Genomic DNA, 18054 nt, shown 5'->3' on the forward strand with positions numbered 1-18054 from the left:
ATTATATGATGGGTCAGTTTTTGTAAAGAAATCGACGTTGTCAACACCTCACGAACCCGAATCCCAAATATCAGCCATGGATCTTGCGGAATGGAGCCGGGACGCCCGGCGACGCATCGACACGGACACCGAACTGTTTTCACGTCACATGGACGTCATGCGTGAGATGGTGCGCATCGACAGCCGCAGTTTCAACGTCAACGAATTCGAGGGCGATCGCACCGAACCGACCGACATGCAGGAAATTTTAGAGGTGGCGGAACGCTACCTGCGCGACATCGGCTTCGATTACGTGCACATCAACACCCCGCCCAGAGGTCCCCAGCGTGCCACGCCCATCCTCATGGCGTCACTCACATCCGGGGAAGGCAAACCCACCGTGCTCATGTACGCGCACCTGGACAAACAACCGTACATGGACGACGGTCGTTTCCTGAAATGGGACGGTGTGCCGCCAACGGAATTGCGCTGGAACGAAGACCGCACCCGGGCCTTCGGGCGCGGCGCCGCCGACGACCTGAGCGGCGTCATCGGCATTGGCATGGCGGTGGACGCCACCCTGCAATCCATCGGATTCGATCCCCGTAACCCATCGAAAGACACGCTGGCGAAACTCCCCTGCAATTTAAAAATCATCTTCGAGACGGAAGAAGAGTCCGGATCCTACTCACTGATCGAGCAGATTTTGCAGAACCGGGACTTTTTTACCGACGCGAACTGCGTGATCATCACCGATGTCACCAATCCGGCGACGGGGGTACCGGGCCTGACCACTTCCCTGCGCGGCATTTCACAGACGCACGTCACCGCACAGACCGAAAACGAAAGCGGCCTCGACGCGCAGACGGCCCTTTACAAAACCCTGGCAACGCTCGTGCACGAGGACCATTCACTGGCCGTCAATGCCATCGCCCGGCGCGACATACCCGTCACCCCCGACGAACGCAAAGGGTACGAGGCAGTGCCTCTAACCGTCGAAACCCAGCGCCGCATGGCCGGACTCCTGCCCCAGGTGAAGCTGACCGTGGAAGAAAACCAGGCGGCCATGATCCAGGCCCAACTGCGGACCTCGTACGCCAATGTGCGGCCGGGGCACCGCGTGGCGGGCGGGGTGGTGCTTGGGACGGCAGCGGCACGACTGACGTTTCACCTGAAAGGCCAGCTCGACTCGAACGCCTTCCGGTCTGCTGTTGCCGAGGTGTTGGACCGGCTCAACCCGTTCAACCTGAAAATCACCGTGGAAGAAGCCGAGGCCCCGGCCTCCGGAACGCTGGCTCTGAACCTCATTGTGCAGGCTGCTCTCAAGGATCCGCATTCCGGTGTCTCCGGCGGTCCGTTCCCGGTAGCGGAGATTCAACTGGCGCGCATGATCGACGGGTTGATCGACGGCAATGGCCGCCTCACCGCCGGACCCGTACACCTTTACATGGCGCCGGAAGGCCCCATAGAACGGATCACCTCCGAATCCCTGCACGCCGAAAACGACGGCACCACCCGCCGGTTTGCAGACAACGCGGCGAAAGCCATGGTGGAAATTCGTCTTGCGCCGGGCAACAACGAAACCGAGACGGCGGAAGACGTAAAGGCCCACCTCCAGGCCAACGCACCAGCAGGAGTGCAACTGCAGTTCGGGGATGACAAAGGCGGATCTCCATGGAGTACGGGAATCGAGCACCCGGCGTTCACCCTCATGCTGGAGTCGCTGGAAGCCGGTTATGGAGTGAAACCCTGCCTGTTCGGCTGCGGCGGGTCCATCCCCTTCGTTGCCAAATTGATGAAAGCCCTGGACGGCATTCCGCCACTGGTCATCGCGCCCTACGATCAGGAATGCCGCATGCACGAACCCGGTGAAAGTCTCAGCGTCGCCGATCTGAACGGCTGTGCGCGGTCGATCGTGCATTTTCTATTATATTGCGAAGCCGCCCTCGCCCGCACGGGCTGATACGAACTCCCCCCTCTTTTTACACCCACAACCTCAGCGTCGGGTTGATCCTGCATGCGGGTGCGTTAGAATGGAACCATCATTCCACTTCGGGTGCCTGCATGAAGGACCTGACGCCACAATCCGGAGACGCCCTGCTGATCGTCGATCTGCAAAACGACTTTCTGCCCGGCGGCAGCCTGGCCGTGCCCCATGGCGACCGGGTCATCGCACCCCTCAACCGGTACGCCGATTCTTTCCGCGCCGCATCCCTTCCGATCTTTGCCAGCCGGGACTGGCATCCGGAAATGCACTGTTCCTTTGAAGAGCAGGGGGGCCCCTGGCCGCCGCACTGCATCCAGGACACCGAGGGTGCGGATTTCGCCGCCGAACTGAACCTTGCGGACACCGTTGTCATCAGTAAAGCCCAAACCGAAGAAGCCGACGCCTACTCCGCTTTTCAGGGAACAGGTCTCGATTCCGAACTGAAATCCCTGGGCGTGCGCCGTCTGTTCGTCGGCGGACTCGCCACCGACTATTGCGTGCTCAACACCGTGCGCGATGCGGTGAAAAACACTTTCGAGGTGGTTTTGCTGGAGGACGCCATCCGCGCCGTCAACGTGAACCCGGAGGACGAAGCGCGCGCGTTGAACGAAATGCGGGAGCTCGGTTGCCGTTTCGCAACGGTGAATGACACCTGTCTCGATCCCGCCCAGGCCAGCGCGCTTCTCACCGATCTCTACCAGTTCACCATGGTTAAAAGTTATATCGACCAGGGGATGACCCGGCAGGCGGTGTTCGAATTTTTTGTGCGGGACCTGCCGCCTCACCGCAACTTCCTGATGTGTGCGGGAGTGGAGCCGGTCCTGCGTTACCTGGAAGCCCTGCATTTTTCTCCGCAGGAACTGGATGTGCTGAAGCGAAGCGGGCGTTTTCCCCAGGAGCTTCTGGACTCGTTGAGGACGTTTCGCTTCACGGGAGATGTGGACGCCATGCCCGAAGGCACGGTGTTCTTCGCCAACGAACCGGTCCTGCGAATCACCGCGCCTTTACCGGAGGCGCAGTTTGTGGAAACACGCGTTATCAACCTGCTTCATTATTCCATTCTGGTCGCCAGCAAGGCGGCGCGGTGCGTTCTGGCGGCACAAGGTCGGGGGCGCCTTGTCGATTTCGGTCTTCGACGCGCCCACGGCGCCGAAGCGGGATGGCTGGCGGCACGGTCATCGTTCCTCGCCGGATTCGCCGGAACCGCCACCGTGCTCGCTGAAGCCACCGACCGCATTCCGGTTTACGGCACGATGGCGCATTCCTATGTGCAGGCGCATGACAGCGAGGAAGCGGCGTTTTATGAGTTCTGTCGTTCATGGCCGCAGAACACCACTCTTCTGCTCGATACGTATGACGTTTTTGAGGCCACTGAATCGGTCATCAGGCTTTCCCGCAAACTTGAAAAGAAAGGGATACGCATTCAGGGAGTGCGCCTCGACAGCGGCGACATGCAGGCACAGGCGCGCGAAGTGCGCAGGCGGCTGGATGAAGCGGGACTGGAACACATCAAGATATTCGTCAGCGGCAATCTCGACGAAAACGCCATTGCCGAATACGTGGCACACGACATTCCGGTGGAGGGATTCGGCATCGGCACGAAGCTGGTCGTTTCCGACGACGCACCGTTTCTGGAATGCGCCTACAAGTTGCAGGAGTACGACGGCAAGCCGCGGCGCAAGCGGTCCAAGGGAAAAGCCACCCTGCCCGGCGCCAAGCAGGTGTTCCGGTTACGGGATGCCGGAGGTCGGTTTGCAAGCGATCAACTGGGTCTGGCCAATGAAGAATTGGAAGGCGAAACCCTGATCACACCCATGATGCGCGGCGGGCGCCGCCTGCATCCACCCGTCTCCCTGCAAACCCTGCGCGCCCATGCGCAGGCGCAATTGATGGCCCTGCCTGAACCGCTTCGATCTTTGGACAGAGCGGACCCTTCGTACCCGGTTTCCATCTCCGAAAATTTAAAGGCATTGACCCAGAAGGTGGACCGCCAAACACATGTCTCCAGTCTGGGGTTGAACGGTTCCGTGTTCCGCACGATAGCGGATTTTTTCAGGAAAGCGTTTTAGAGAGGATCCGTCGGGCTCGATTTTCCGCCCGGGACTGCATGTCCGCCTTCCATTGCGAAAGATCCGAAAGCGATATACCAAGCGCCGCCACCAACGGGTCAAGCGGTTCGTTTTCCGGCAGGTGCAGCCCATCGCCGTATCCCCAGTCTTCCGCCAGCCGGTTTGCCAGCCGCACGATGGCTACGGGACCGGTCTCCCGGGCGGCCTTGCCGTTTTCCAGGGACTGAATGTATTCGATCAGGCTGGCTGGATAATGCCATTCCTCCGCCAGCCGTCCCGCCACTTCCTGGGGTGTGCATCCGGCGACGTTCTTAAGCGCCTGAGAAAATGGGAGGGAATCCTTCCTTGCCCGGTCCAGGGCCTCCAGCACCTCCCTGGGATGGTTGATGATGAGCGCCATCTTTCCCAGGTCGTGCAGCAACCCCAGCGTCAGGCACACGTCTTCTTCCAGCGTACCCAGTTTGTTCGCCAGAAGCGCCGCCAGAGTGCCCGTCACCGCGCCATGCGCCCAAAGTTGCAGGTGATCGAATTTCCGGTGATACGTGTGATCGGCGTCGCGGAACATTTCAAACACCGGGGTGGTGAGGATGACGCTGGTCACCAGGCTGGGAGAAAGCAGGCCCGCCGCCTGTTGCAGGGACTCGACGCGGCGCTCGTACCCGTACACGGGCAGATTGGCGACCGCCAGAATGCGGGCGGCGATGGCGGGATCATACTGAATCAGGTGCAGGAGATCGTAATCCGCCGACGACGTTTTTCCGAGCACGTCGATGACCTTTGCAATCTGCTCCGGATGGCTGGGCAGACTGGGAAAATCTTTGTATGCATCGAGCAGGGTGACAGACACCTCAATCTCCAAGAATAACGCGGTCCCGCCCCTCTTCCTTGGCCCTGTACAGGGCCCGGTCCGCAGCGTGAATCAGATCCGAAACAGACTCCATGGTGGACAAATTCAACTCCGCGATACCGCCACTGACCGTCACACCAAATTCCTTGTTTTCCACATCAAAAGCGATCTTTGCCATTTCCTGTCGAATGCGTTCCGCAATGACCATCGCGCCCTGTTTGTCCGTCTCGGGCAGAATGACCGCGAACTCCTCCCCGCCATACCGCGCTGCGGTGTCGTTGGACCGGCACAGCCGGTTCATCACCGTCGCCAATGCCACCAGAACCTCGTCTCCCTTCTGGTGCCCGTAGGTGTCGTTGATCCTTTTGAAATTATCTATGTCCATCATTAACAGGGAAAGCGAGGACTGGTACCGCTGGGAACGGTCGAACTCCTTGCCTAAAATGTGCAGCATTTGCCGGTGATCGTTCAACTGCGTCAGGCCGTCGGTGATGGACAGCATCTCCGTCTTTTCGTGCAACAGGGCGTTGCTCACGGACAGGGCGACAAATTCCAAAACGTTCAGAATGTAATCCATGTCCGACACCGACAGGAACCCCTTGTCGCTGTCATTGATGTTGATGACCCCGATGATCTTGTTTTCGATCATCAAGGGCACGCACAGGAAAAAATTGTTTTTGAACAGGGAATTTTTTCTGCCCTTGAAATACTTTGAGGTGGTGAAGTCCGATTCAAAGATGTACCGCTTCTGGTTCAGGGCATCCTGCATGACTCCCGACTCGGAAACGCTGAAGCTCAGCGGTTTTTCCATGTCGAGATGATTGCTGCAGGCCAGGGTCAATTCCATCTGCGACGGATTATAAAGGAACAACGAAAAGTAACGGACGGCGAGGATGTGCGGCAGCTTTTCCAGGAGGACGGGTTTGATGTCATCCAGGTGCAGGAGACTGATGCTTTTATGAAGGTATAGAAACAGGTCGAGGCTGACCAGAGACTCGCCCAGCATGGCTTTCTGGTTTTTCACCAGTTCCAGGACCTGCCGGGTCTCTTTCAGTTGGCTCTGATCGATCGGGTCCATAGACTTTAAGTTATCTTAGATTCGGTCAGAAAATTCAAGTCAAACCTATAAACACACTCAACTGACGTCAATTTTCTGACGATAACATATATACGACAAGCAACCGCGCCATTTTCAACAGGACATCAACTGTTTCGCCCAAGCAACACACCAAAAGTTTTTCCTTTTATTATAATGGGTTAAAGGAGTCTGGGATATAATGGAATTCATTCGGTATCATTTTTGCTCTTCATGAACTGCGTTGCCAACCGGAGTGTTTTTATATGGTGAGCAGAACTTCATTCAAAACCGGATGCCAGATTCTCGGGCTGGGGGTGTGCCTGATTTTCGTTTTGGCGAATTTCGCACACGCACAAAGTCCGTCCGGTCCCATCAAAATCCAGGACATCCAGCTGGGTCCCCACCCGGACAAAACGCGGGTGGTCATCCTGCTCAATCGTCCTGCCGAATACCGGGTCATCCCCGATCTCGGCAACAAACGCATTGGAATCTTTCTGCGCGGTGCGGTTCTGCATCCGCGAATCAAACCGCAGGCATTCAAAGACGTCAACCTGACACGCATCGAAACCCGCGAGTTGGAAGGCATCGTCAAGATCACCCTTCATTTTCATCAGGCCAATACGCAGTTCATTCACTTTTCCGAAAACAATCCGCCCCGGATCGTCTTCGATCTGGCCAAAAAAGCACCCCTCAAAATTCTCAAGTCAAAAAAGGAACTCATTCCTGCTCCCAAGAAAGAGGGTCAAAAAGCGCCACGGGTTAAAGGCCTGACGTTGAATGAAATCGAGAAAACCGTTCAGACGGAAAGCGAGGACAAACTCCGTCACGGGTGGAACGAATACACCCTCGCGCTCAACCTGTTCCAGCAACAGAATTACAGGGAAGCGTCCGTCGCGCTTCGCGGGTATATCCGGAATTTTGGAGGCAGCCCCTATGCCGCCAACGCCGCTTACCTGGTCGCGGAGGCGGAATGGAAACTGGCCATACAGAAACAGGAACCGAATTTTGAGGCCGTCATCGACGCCTACCGGTTTGCCATCCGCAAATACCCGGACTCCAAATTCTACGACCACGCCCTGTACAAGCTGGCGACCATTTACGACGATCTCGATTTCATTCTCGAAGCCAAAACGCATTACGAACAGGGCATCGAGCGCAACCCGCGCAGCCGTTACAACGATGCTCGCAAGCTGGGCCTCGCGCGCATGATGTTCAAGGAAGGCCGCCTCGACGAGGCATACCGTGCGTTCCGCGTCATCCTGAAAGACCAGGCCGCAGACCCCAAGGCCCGCGCCAGCGTGTACCAGATCGCCCAGGCGTATTACGACCGCAAGGAATACGACAAGGCTCTCCAGGTATTCGAAGACGCGGTCGAACGCTGGCCGAAAGAGTTGAACAACGAACCGGAACTCAATTTCACCATCGGCGAGTTGTATTTTTCCCGCCAGCAATACGGAAAGGCACGCCAGTATTATTTTCAACTGGTCAACCTGCAACCGGAAACGTTGAAATCGCACGAGGCGCTCAACCGCATCGGCGATTCCTACCTGCTGGAGAAAAACGGGATGGCCGCCTATTCCGTGTTCGAGCGGTCGATGAAAATCGACCCCGAAGGCCCGCGCGCGCTCTACGCCAAAATCCGCATGGCGGACATCGGCATCCGCTACCCGGGTCTGGACGTGCCGGACCTGGTGATGGACAACCCGTCGTACTTCAAACCTTATGAAACCTATAACGCCATCTTTGCGGGAACGGAAGCGCGCAACGTGCGCTCGGAAGTGTTGCTGAGCCGCGGCTCCGCCCTCTTCCAGGAACAACGCTTCCTGCAGGCCATCCAGGAATTCAAGCGCCTGCTCGACCGCGACAAGCCGTCGCGTTATTACCGCACCGCGAAAAGCGCCATCCACCGCGCGATGAGCCACCTGATCGACCAGTATTCCAAACAGGGCGGCCACCTGCCCATCCTCTATGCGTACAACGATTTCCTGACGTTCGGCATCGGGGACGTCGATGACCTGAAAACCCAGCTCCAGATAGGCGAAGCCTACCAGGCCATCGGCATGCACGTGGAGGCGTTGAAGTTTTTCGAGGAGGTGAAACTGAAGGACGTGCAGGGTCTGTATTCTGACCGGCTGTTTCTGAACCTCGGCGAAATCCATCTCGCCCAGAACCGCTTCCAGGATGCGGAACTGGTCAGCAAGACGTTCCTCAACAATTACCCGAACAGCCCCGAGGTGCCGGATGCGATGATGCTCCTCGCGCAGGCTTACCGCGGACAGAAACGCATCGACAAGGCGGTGCAGACGTATGAATCCATCATCGCCCGCGGCAACGGCCGCGTCGCGCTGGCCTGGTACCGCCTGGCGGAAATCTGGATGGAATCGGACGACTTCACCCGCGCGGGCAACGCCTACCGCAAGGTGATCGACCACTCCGACCGCACCCTGCGCAACCCGCCGGAGTTCATCCAGTCCACCTACTACAAGCTGGGCATCGTGTACCACCTCCAGCGCCGCTACTCGGAATCGCTCAACATGCTGGAGTCGGGACGCAAGCGCTTCCCGGATCACTCGCTCCGCAGCTACGCGGATTTCCTCATCGCCGACAACCTGGAACATTTGTCGCAACCCAAGCAGGCGCAGGCGGAGTTGCAGGAGATGATCAAGACGAAGGACAACGGACCAAGCCTGGTGCAGGACGCGGCGGAGATCCGCCTCAAGGTCATGGACTGGGAAAATCGTTTAAAAGACCTGTTGTGATCTTCTATAATGAATAAGACCTTGCAAGCCGTACGCAAACTTCCTCTCGAGTGGCCCATGACGGATGATTCCCAGGACCGGCAGGTGCCGGATCTCGAAACCCTTCAGGCCGCGTTTCAGGCGTTCACCGAAACCACCCAGCACCTGCAGGAGTCCTACGAGAAACTGCAGGCTCACGTGCGCGCGCTCGACCTCGAACTGGAAAAGAAAAACGCCGAACTCGAACAGAACCTCAAGGAAAAGGAAGCGGTCCGCAGTTACCTGGACAACATCCTGCAAAGCCTCACCACCGGCGTCATCGTGGTGGACGACGCGCAACGCATCACCACCTTCAACAAAACCGCCGAGCGCATCACCGGCCTCAGGGAAAACGCGGTCCACCGCAAAACGCTGGGCGAGGTGTTCGACGTCGATCCCTTCGCGCAACTGATCGCCCGCGCGGCAGACCAGCCCGACGCCCAGCCGGTGTTCCAGGAATCGGTGCTGACCACCGACGGTCGCGACCTGCGTCTGCGCACCGCCGCCTCTCCCGTGCTCGACGCACAGGGCACACGCATCGGCACCATGCTGCTGGTCGAAGACATCACCGAACTCAAACGCCTAGAAGAGGAAGCCGAACGCAACGACCGCCTGCGCGCGATGGGCGAGATGGCCGCGGGCATCGCCCACGAAATCCGCAACCCCCTCGCCAGCATCGAGCTGTTCGCATCGCTCCTCAAAAAAGACCTCGGCGACGACGAGGAAAAACGCGCGCCCGCCGACCACATCATCAACGGCGTGCGCAACATGGACCGCACCATCTCCAGCCTGCTCCTGTTCGCCAAGTCGCCGGAACCGTCGCGCAGTCAGTGCGACCTCAACCCGTTACTGGAAACCCTGCTTGCCGACCCATCGCAGTTGCAGGTGCCGGACAACGTGAATGTGGTGTGCGATTTCGGCGCGGGAACGATGACCGCCAACGCGGACGAGCACCTGCTCAAGCAGGTGTTTCTCAACTTCCTGCGCAACGCCGTACAGGCCATGCCCGTCGGCGGCACGCTGACCATCAAGACCGAACGCGGCGACGCGCCCGCGGGTGAGACGTTCCACCGTCACTTCATCCGCACCACCATCGCCGACACCGGCGTCGGCATCGCGCAGTCGGACCAGAAACACATCTTCAACCCGTTTTTCAGCACCAAGGAAAAAGGCACCGGCCTGGGCCTCGCCATCGCGCACAACATCATCAAGGCGCACCACGGCACCATCGACGTGGACAGCCAGCCCGGCCGCGGCACCACCTTCGCCATCAACCTCCCCGGCTCGGACACGCCCGCATCATGAAAGCGAAACGCCACATCCTGATCGTCGACGACGAACCGGACATGCGCGCCGCGCTCACCGCCGCGCTCAAGCGCGAGGGGCACGACCTCAAAACCGCCGAGAACGGCAAGGAGGCGCTGGGCCTGGTCGAGATCGAGGACTTCGACCTCGTCATCTCCGACGTCAAGATGCCGAAGATGACCGGCGCGGAACTGCTGAAAGCCATCAAGGAAATCAAACCCGAAACGCGCGTCATCATGATGACCGCCTACGGCACCATCGACAACGCCGTCGAAAGCATGAAGCAGGGCGCCTTCGATTACCTCTTGAAACCGTTTTCCGCCGACGTGCTGGTCTCCACCGTCACCCGCGCCCTGCAGACGGACACCGCCGCGAGCGCGGCGCCTTCGGATGCGGCCGCCGAGAGCGGCGACGACGCGGAGCCCATCGACCCGCGCCAGATCGTGACGCAGAACAAAACCATGCAGGAATTGCTGACCTTCGCCGAGAACGTGGCGTACAGCCAGTCGACGGTGCTCATCTCCGGCGAGACCGGCACCGGCAAGGAACTGTTCGCGCGCTACATCCACCAGTGCAGTCCGCGCGCGGACAAACCGTTCCTCGCCGTCAACTGCGCCGCCCTGCCGGAAGGACTGCTGGAGTCGGAACTGTTCGGGCACGAAAAGGGATCGTTCACCGGCGCCATCACCGCCAAGCAGGGCAAGTTCGAGCTCGCCAACGGCGGCACGCTGCTGCTGGACGAAGTCACCGAGATGTCCCTTCCCCTGCAGGCGAAACTCCTGCGCGTTCTGCAGGAGCACGAGGTGGACAAGGTCGGCGGCAAGGAACCCATCCCGGTCAACGTGCGCGTCATCGCCACGACCAACCGCGACCCGAAGGCGCTGATCGCCGAGCAGAAGTTCCGTGAGGACCTGTATTACCGGCTGAACGTCATCCCGCTCAAACTGCCGCCCTTGCGCGAGCGCAAGGAAGACATCCCGGTGCTGGCCGACCATTTCGCAAAGAAGCACGGGCAGAGGAACAACAAGGCCATCACCGGCGTGGCCGACGAGACGAAAAAACTGTTACAGAAATATCAATGGCAGGGGAACGTGCGCGAGTTCGAGAACATCATGGAACGCGCGGTTCTACTGTGCAACGCCGACACCATCCAGCCCTCCAACCTGTTCATGGACGACGACGCCGCGACCGCCGCCCAGCCCGCCAATGCGAACGGGTCGAGTCCTTTGGGGAATTTCCGGGGCACGCTCCAGGAGATGGAGCGGGAACTGATTTTGAGGACGCTGGAAGAAACCGAAGGCAACAAGACCAAAGCCGCCGAGCAACTCGGCATCTCCATCCGCACCCTCCGCAACAAGCTTACTGAATATAAAAGTTCGATTTAACTCCCAAATTTTGGTTTTGGGTTTAAAAATAGGATAACTCTTAATTGCCAAAACCCTCCTTGCTCGCCTAAACTTTCTAAAACACCAGCCCTTTATCCAACCTTAATTTTAGAGCACAAATTGCCAGGACAAATAATACAAATAGAGGAAGAGATTGATTCTTCTTTTAATACAAACTTCCTTAAAAAAGAAAATTTTGGGCAAGCAGCTTGGACTTTACTTTCGGTAAATGAAGACTTGTATTTGTTTAATTTCCTTAAAACTTCACAAGAAGAAGACCGAAAGGTTTTTGCAGATTTAAGCTTAAACGCCCTAACCTATCCCTTAAGAACTTGCTATAAAGATTGCGAAGGAAGCCCAAGACGCATTAAGAAAGTCATGATACATGATCATTATCAACTTGCTTGGGATTGGCTCAATTTTTCAAAACAGGACTATTACCACTTTAATTCGATTTTCCCTCTTTGGCATAGAGGGTCAATCGAAATAGACATAGAGGGGGATGAATTAAAAATTAACAACATGTCTGACAGAGGGGATGAATATGAAGCCTATAACAGGCTTATAACTAAAGAAGGAAAGTTGGAAAGTTATGAATGGCCTGCAAACCCAGATATTACGGAATTAATTTTACAAAACACAACAAAAAAAGCTACTTCATTTAAGGTTAACTTCAACCCGAAACTTGTTTCAAAATTATCTGAAAGGCTATCACCAGTATTTTCCCAAATTCATCATCTACCAGAATCCTGGGAATTTGACCAATTCAGCTTAAAAGAATACAAAAAAGTTTTTACAACCATTCAGGTAATGATGTCTGCTTGGTTTGTTGCCAGGTTACACTTAGCCTCAAACAATATGGCTGAGTTTGGATATAGATCTTCAGTTTGGTTGCCTCAGAAAGACGAGCTTTTATATCGATTAAAAAGATATACGTCTTTAGACGTCAATAAAATAAACGAAATTTTAAAACTTATAACATTTGGTTCAGCTGGAATTCGAGACCCTGATATCGCAACACAGCCTCTCGTGGACATGGCTAATGGTTGTTATGCTCTTGCGCCATTTATATGGATAAACACAGATTGCGAAAGAAATTTATGTGTTCTATTAAACCAGATTCCCAAACAACGAAAAATTTATTCCGACTTAAAAAACCAAAAGGAATCAATTCTTAAAGAAGAAATTAAAGCCTTTTTATCCTTTCTAAATCTAGATTTTAAGGATGGCAAAATAGAAGGAACCAACTTAGATATTGCTATTATTGATAGAAAAACGAAATTTTGTCTTTGTTTAGAATTAAAATGGTTTATCGAACCAGCAGAAATTAGGGAAGTAGATGAAAGAACTGATGAACTTAAAACTGCTGTTTCTCAGGCAAAAAAAATCCTAGAACTATATAACGCAGGTGATACAAGGCTAATCCAAACTATTCTAGAAATTGATTCAAGTTATTCTTTTTTTGTGGCCGTAGGTTCACAAAATTGGATTGGCTATTCTGATGCGCAAGATAAAGAGATTCCAATTATTAAATTGTGGCATTTGATAAATAAAATAAAGGAGTCAAATTCATTGGAAAAGGCCATAAGATGGCTATTCAAACGAGAATACTTACCCAAAAGAGGAGAAGATTTTGATATTTTTACTTTCCCAATTAAATGCGGGAAATGGCATTCCACTTGGTACGGGATAAAACCCTTTTAATGCACAGTGGTGGTATTCGCCTGACAGTGGCCCCTGTTGGGCATTTGGGTTAGGCGGCCACTGTAGCCGCTTTTTTGTTCCCCTCTATCCTTAAAAATACAACATAGATTCTTCGCTTACGCTCAGAATGACACGCTAAGGAAAAAGCCCCCCGGCCCCCTTCGGAGAAGGGGGTGTCCCGACTTCCTCCCCTCCTTTTCAAGGAGGGGATACAGGGGAGGTTACCAGTAGCCCCTCCTCAATCCTTCCCTTGAAAAGAGGAGGAATTATTTATTCCCCCTCACCTCAGTCCTCTCCCGCGAGGGGAGAGGAAGTTTTATCTGTATGCATCAGTTTTCATCTGTGGTTCCTCTCTATTTCTTTCGGGCGGGGCCCGGTCTGGGTTCATCTGGGGTCCCCCTGCATCTTTTGCCCGTCGCCAAAAAGATGACAGCAAGATTTGCCGGGTGGGGAAATCCGGGCTGATTTTCCCCCGCGCCGCCGCTCCCCTCCCCTCCCCCACGCCCCCAACCCCTTTGTTTTAAAAGCCTTTCCGCCCCGCCCGCCGAATCCGGCCAAATCGTTGATAATCCGCGCGTTTGGCACCAAACTTGCTTTAAATCCCTGTAAACATTGCCCGTCCCCGCCAAATCGCGGCCGACGGGCCGGAAACCCTTATTCTGTAAAGGATTCGCACGATGGATTTTTTGACGTCGATCCAGGTCAGCGCCTCCGGGCTGAACGTCCAGCGCCAGCGCATGGACGCCATCGCCAGCAACCTGGCGAACATCGAGACCACCCGCACGCCGGAAGGCGGCCCCTACAAGCGCAAGGATGTGGTGGTGTCCGCCGTCCCGATGAACGAGGACTTCGCCGCCACCCTGCACCAGCAGATGTTCGACAGCATCCGCCAGGCGCAGGTCGCGGAGATCGTTGAGGACCAGAGTGAACCGCAGATGGTGTTCCAGCCGAAACACCCGGACGCCAACGAGCAGGGTTACGTGGCCATGCCGAACATCAACCTGATGGAAGAGATGGTGAACCTGATGAACGCCACGCGCTCTTTCGAGGCCAACATCCAGGCGATGAACTCGGCGAAGACCATGGCGCTGAGGGCGATCGATCTCGGCCGGTAGGCGGCGGGCGTGGCCCGCGGCAAACGGGCTGACGCGTTGAAGGCGAAAGAAGGTCGGTAGGCGCAAAGATAGAGGGGAATGAAACAAAGAGGACGGGATCATGAGCAACCCCTGCTCAATCCTCCCCTTGAAAAGGGCAGGAAGAAAAAAGCAACAAGGGGAAAAGGAATTAAAAAGTAATCTCAATTTATGACGCACACAACGACAACCATTGACGGGACAAGATCATGGAAGCGTTTCTCGAATTCTTAACAAATCTCGGACGGCGGTTCAACGAACTGCCGGCGGTGCAGAAAGTCGCGGCGCTGGGCCTGCTGGCCGGCATGGGCGCGGCGGTGGTCGCCATGCTGTTCTGGGCGCAGGCACCGGACTACCAACTGCTGTACGCCAACCTGTCGGAGAAAGACGCGGCGGCGGTGGTGGAGGAACTCAAGACGCAGAACATCCCTTACGAGTTGTCGAACCAGGGACACAACATCCGCATCCCTTCCAACCGCGTGCATGAAGTGCGGCTCGACCTGGCCAGCCAGGGCCTGCCGACGGGCGCGGAGGTGGGACTCGAGCTGTTCGAGGACACACCGCTCGGCATGACGGAGTTCGTGCAGAAACTCAACTTCCAGCGCGCGCTCCAGGGCGAGCTGGTCCGCACCATCACTTCGCTCTCCGCGGTGGAACACGCCCGCGTGCACCTGGTGCTGCCGAAGACGGACGTCTTTTCCAAGGAAAAACCGCGCGGCAAGGCGTCGGTGATGGTGAAACTGAAATCCGGGCAGAACCTGTCTGAAACGCAGGTACAGGGCATCGTGCATCTCGTCTCCGCCAGTGTCGAGGGATTGCAGGTGGCCGACGTGGTGGTGGTCGATCTCGAAGGCAACATGCTGTCGGGCGGCAAGGAAGTGTCCGAGGCGGCCCTGTTGACCGCATCCAATTACAAGCACAAGCGTCACGTCGAAAAGGAACTGGAGACGAGCATCGTCAGCATGCTGGAAGACGCGCTGGGGCCGGGCAAGGTCATCGCCAAGGTCGCGGCGGAGATCAACTTCGACAAGGTCGAGCGCACGGAAGAGATTTTCGATCCCGATTCGCAGGTGATCCGCAGTGAGCAGAACACCACCGAGCAGGTGATCGGCGCGGCACCTCCGGGCGGCCTCGCCGGGGTGCAGTCACTGACACCGGGCACCGACAACCAGCAGGCGACGGGCACGGGCTCGAAACGCAACAACGAGAAATCGACGCTCAATTACGAGATCAACAAGGTGGTCAAGCACGTGCAGGAGACCACGGGCGAAATCCAGAAGCTGTCGGTCAGCGTGATGGTGGACGGCAAGATGGTCGGCGACCCGCCGGAATACCAGGCCCGGTCTCAGGAGGAGATGGCCAAATTACTGCAACTGGTGCGCACCGCGGTTGGGTATGACGAAGCCCGGGGCGACCAGATCCAGTTGGAAAACGTGCAGTTCGACAAATCCACCCGCTTCCTGCAGAGCGAGGAAGTCGTCTCGGCCCAGAAGTTCGAGCTGGCCCTCAAAATCGCTGAATACGTGATCGGTGCTATACTGTTGGTACTGCTTGTCATGCGCGTCCTCCTGCCGATGGTGCGGTGGATCACCACCAGCGTGGAAGTGGTGGAAGAAATCGATGAAGGCCCCACTCCCGAAGAGATCCTGAAGCAGGAAGAAGAACGGCGCATGGCGCAGATGGCGCAGGAGAACATCGAGATGCGCAAATCGGTGGAAGAACTGGTCGGGCGCGATCCCCGTTACGCCGCGTCCGTGATTCGCAAATGGATGAGAGAACGAAGCGCTGGAGCATAGAGACCCATGGGCACAATGAATCCCAAAACCAACCAGAAACTGACCGGTCCCGAAAAGGCCGCCATCTTTCTCATGGCGATGGGCGAGGAACAGGCCGCAAAGATCCTCGCGCAGATGGACGAGCGCGAGATCCAAAGCATCGGCAACTACATCTCGGCTGTGAGCGACGTGGAAACCTCCACGGTCGACCAGATCACGCGTGAGTTTTTCACCAACATCACCTCCGGCATCGGCGGTGGTCTGGGTGTGTCCGGTCTGGATTTTCTCAAGAGCACGCTGTTGCAGGCCCTGCCCGCCGACAAGGCCACGGAAATCCTGAACAACGTCACCCTGCCCGGCGAGGACCTGGGCGGCGGACTGGACACCATCCGCATGCTGGAGCCGAAGGCCATCGCGCAGTTTCTGTCCAACGAGCATCCGCAGACCGCGGCGATCGTCATGGCGCACATGGACTCCGCCCTGGCGAGCTCCACGCTGAAGGAAATGAAGGAAGAGTTCCGCACCGAGGTCATTTACCGCCTGGCCACGCTGGAGCGCGTGTCGCCGCAGGTCATCCGCGATCTCGATGAAGCGCTGCAGTCCGAGTTCCGCACTTCCGGAGCGATATCCGGAAGCAAGATGGGCGGCCTCGACACGGCCGTGACGGTGATCAGTGAACTCGACCGCGCGACGGAAACCTCCCTGCTGTCGAACCTGGACGAGATCGACCCCGATCTGGCGAACGAAATTCGCAACCTGCGTTTCACGTACGAAGACATCCTCAAGCTGGACGACAACGGCCTGCAGATGGTGCTCAAGGAAGTGCAGTCCGAGGACCTGCTGATGTCGCTCAAAACCGCCAGCGACGAAGTGAAAGACAAAATTTATTCCAACATGTCCGACCGTGCCGCCAACATGCTGAAGGAAGACCTCGATGCCCTGGGCCCGACGAAAGTCAGCGAAGTGGAACGCTCCCAGCAGAAGGTGGTGCAGGTGATCAAGCGGTTGGAGGAAGAAGGCAAACTGGCCATCGGTGGAGGCGCGGAAGAACTTGTCTGAAACGTTCAAACCATTCCGTTCAAAGGAAGACGTCGAAGGGTCCGGCAAGGATCCCGATGCGCCCGCCACTTCCGGGAACGCTCCGTTCCAATTCCAGGATTTTGGAGTGCGGCGCGACCTGCCGCGGGGCTTCAAGTTCGACCTGGAAAAATCCCGCAACTTCGACGAACACAACATCGAAAAAGCCAAACAGAGTGTGCAGGAGGTGTTCGCCGACGCCTTCGAACGAATCAAGGCCAAGGCGGAGGAAGTCAAGGCCCAGGCGCGGGAGGAAGGGCACAAAACCGGTTACGAGGAAGGCTACAGAGCGGGCGAGGAAGCGGCGCGCAAGGAATTCACCCCGTTTCTGGAGACGCTCACCGAAGGCGTGGAAGAGCTTGGGAAGTTCCGCAGTTCCATGTATGCCAAGCTGGAACGCGAGATGGTGAACATGGTGGTCGGCATCGCAAAAAAAATCATCGAAACCGACCTTGCCAGCCGGGAGGACAGCGTGCGCGACATCATCCGCCTCGCCGTCGGCTCCATTCTCGACCGCGAAACGCTGGTCATCAAAGTCAACCCACGCGACCGCGAACACGCGGAGAATTACACCCCCGAACTCGACCGCCTGTTCCCCGACATTCGCAACGTGCGGGTGGAGGGCCATGCTTCCGTACCACGTGGCGGATGCCGGGTGGAATCGAATTTCGGCAGCGTGGAAGCGGACATCGATCGCCTGAAGGCGGAAATCGACAAACTCCTGCATCGCGCACCCCCACTTCCTGAAGAGTTGCAGGACTACCCGGAACCATCCATCCAGCCGGAACCCGCAACCGCGGAATCCGATGAGGAAAAAAAGGAAACCGGGGGGAACGAACAAATGGACCCGTCCGCCTCCGCACCGGAAGAAGGACCCACGGAAGAACCCCGCGATTCCGGTGACGAAAACGAGACCGATCCCAAAAACGGGAGCTGAT

Annotated in this window: 12 protein-coding genes and 1 pseudogene; 11 read left to right on the forward strand and 2 right to left on the reverse strand. The window is 56.7% G+C overall.

What is annotated here, in order from left to right; all coding sequences use genetic code 11:
- Positions 1 to 76: 76 nt before the first annotated feature.
- From ACTRW9_RS01735 to ACTRW9_RS01745, 3 genes and pseudogenes are all read left to right on the forward strand, one after another.
- Positions 77 to 1942: a M20/M25/M40 family metallo-hydrolase gene (locus tag ACTRW9_RS01735; protein ID WP_442428064.1), complete on the forward strand. Its 1866-nt coding sequence runs from the start codon at positions 77 to 79 to the stop codon at positions 1940 to 1942.
- 101 nt (positions 1943 to 2043) lie between these two features.
- Positions 2044 to 2601 (forward strand): annotated as a pseudogene (locus ACTRW9_RS01740) (nicotinamidase); the annotation flags it as partial.
- Positions 2578 to 4035, forward strand: coding sequence for a nicotinate phosphoribosyltransferase (locus tag ACTRW9_RS01745; protein ID WP_442428487.1), 1458 nt, complete (start codon positions 2578 to 2580; stop codon positions 4033 to 4035). The pseudogene ACTRW9_RS01740 and the gene ACTRW9_RS01745, both read left to right, overlap by 24 nt.
- On the opposite strand, the gene ACTRW9_RS01750 is transcribed toward ACTRW9_RS01745, so the two are convergent.
- On the reverse strand, positions 4019 to 4882 hold the full coding sequence (locus ACTRW9_RS01750) for an HDOD domain-containing protein (protein ID WP_442428065.1): 864 nt from the start codon (positions 4880 to 4882) through the stop codon (positions 4019 to 4021). The genes ACTRW9_RS01745 and ACTRW9_RS01750 overlap by 17 nt on opposite strands.
- A gap of 1 nt (position 4883) precedes the next feature.
- Complete coding sequence (locus ACTRW9_RS01755) at positions 4884 to 5960, reverse strand: sensor domain-containing diguanylate cyclase (protein ID WP_442428066.1); 1077 nt, start codon at positions 5958 to 5960, stop codon at positions 4884 to 4886.
- Between the two features lie 263 nt (positions 5961 to 6223).
- Between ACTRW9_RS01755 and ACTRW9_RS01760 the strand changes: the two genes are divergently transcribed.
- The 8 genes from ACTRW9_RS01760 (at position 6224) to ACTRW9_RS01795 (ending at position 18053) form a co-directional block, all read left to right on the forward strand.
- Complete coding sequence (locus ACTRW9_RS01760; protein ID WP_442428067.1) at positions 6224 to 8719, forward strand: tetratricopeptide repeat protein; 2496 nt, start codon at positions 6224 to 6226, stop codon at positions 8717 to 8719.
- Positions 8720 to 8776: 57 nt separating this feature from the next.
- On the forward strand, positions 8777 to 10042 hold the full coding sequence (locus tag ACTRW9_RS01765) for a two-component system sensor histidine kinase NtrB (RefSeq protein WP_442428068.1): 1266 nt from the start codon (positions 8777 to 8779) through the stop codon (positions 10040 to 10042).
- The gene (locus ACTRW9_RS01770) at positions 10039 to 11427 is read left to right on the forward strand and encodes a sigma-54-dependent transcriptional regulator (protein ID WP_442428069.1); all 1389 of its coding nucleotides are present in this window, start codon (positions 10039 to 10041) and stop codon (positions 11425 to 11427) included. The genes ACTRW9_RS01765 and ACTRW9_RS01770 overlap by 4 nt, the downstream gene beginning before the upstream one ends.
- Positions 11428 to 11547: 120 nt before the next feature.
- Complete coding sequence (locus tag ACTRW9_RS01775; protein ID WP_442428070.1) at positions 11548 to 13131, forward strand: hypothetical protein; 1584 nt, start codon at positions 11548 to 11550, stop codon at positions 13129 to 13131.
- A 677-nt stretch (positions 13132 to 13808) separates the two neighbouring features.
- A complete protein-coding gene (flgC, locus tag ACTRW9_RS01780) occupies positions 13809 to 14246 on the forward strand; it encodes a flagellar basal body rod protein FlgC (protein ID WP_442426681.1) in 438 nt (145 codons plus the stop codon).
- A 227-nt stretch (positions 14247 to 14473) separates the two neighbouring features.
- The gene (gene fliF, locus ACTRW9_RS01785; RefSeq protein WP_442428071.1) at positions 14474 to 16060 is read left to right on the forward strand and encodes a flagellar basal-body MS-ring/collar protein FliF; all 1587 of its coding nucleotides are present in this window, start codon (positions 14474 to 14476) and stop codon (positions 16058 to 16060) included.
- 6 nt (positions 16061 to 16066) lie between these two features.
- On the forward strand, positions 16067 to 17098 hold the full coding sequence (gene fliG, locus ACTRW9_RS01790) for a flagellar motor switch protein FliG (protein ID WP_442426683.1): 1032 nt from the start codon (positions 16067 to 16069) through the stop codon (positions 17096 to 17098).
- On the forward strand, positions 17091 to 18053 hold the full coding sequence (locus tag ACTRW9_RS01795) for a FliH/SctL family protein (protein ID WP_442428072.1): 963 nt from the start codon (positions 17091 to 17093) through the stop codon (positions 18051 to 18053). The genes fliG and ACTRW9_RS01795 overlap by 8 nt, the downstream gene beginning before the upstream one ends.
- Position 18054: the final 1 nt, after the last annotated feature.

This window comes from Nitrospina sp. 32_T5, assembly GCF_052156635.1.
Classification (GTDB): domain Bacteria; phylum Nitrospinota; class Nitrospinia; order Nitrospinales; family Nitrospinaceae; genus Nitrospina.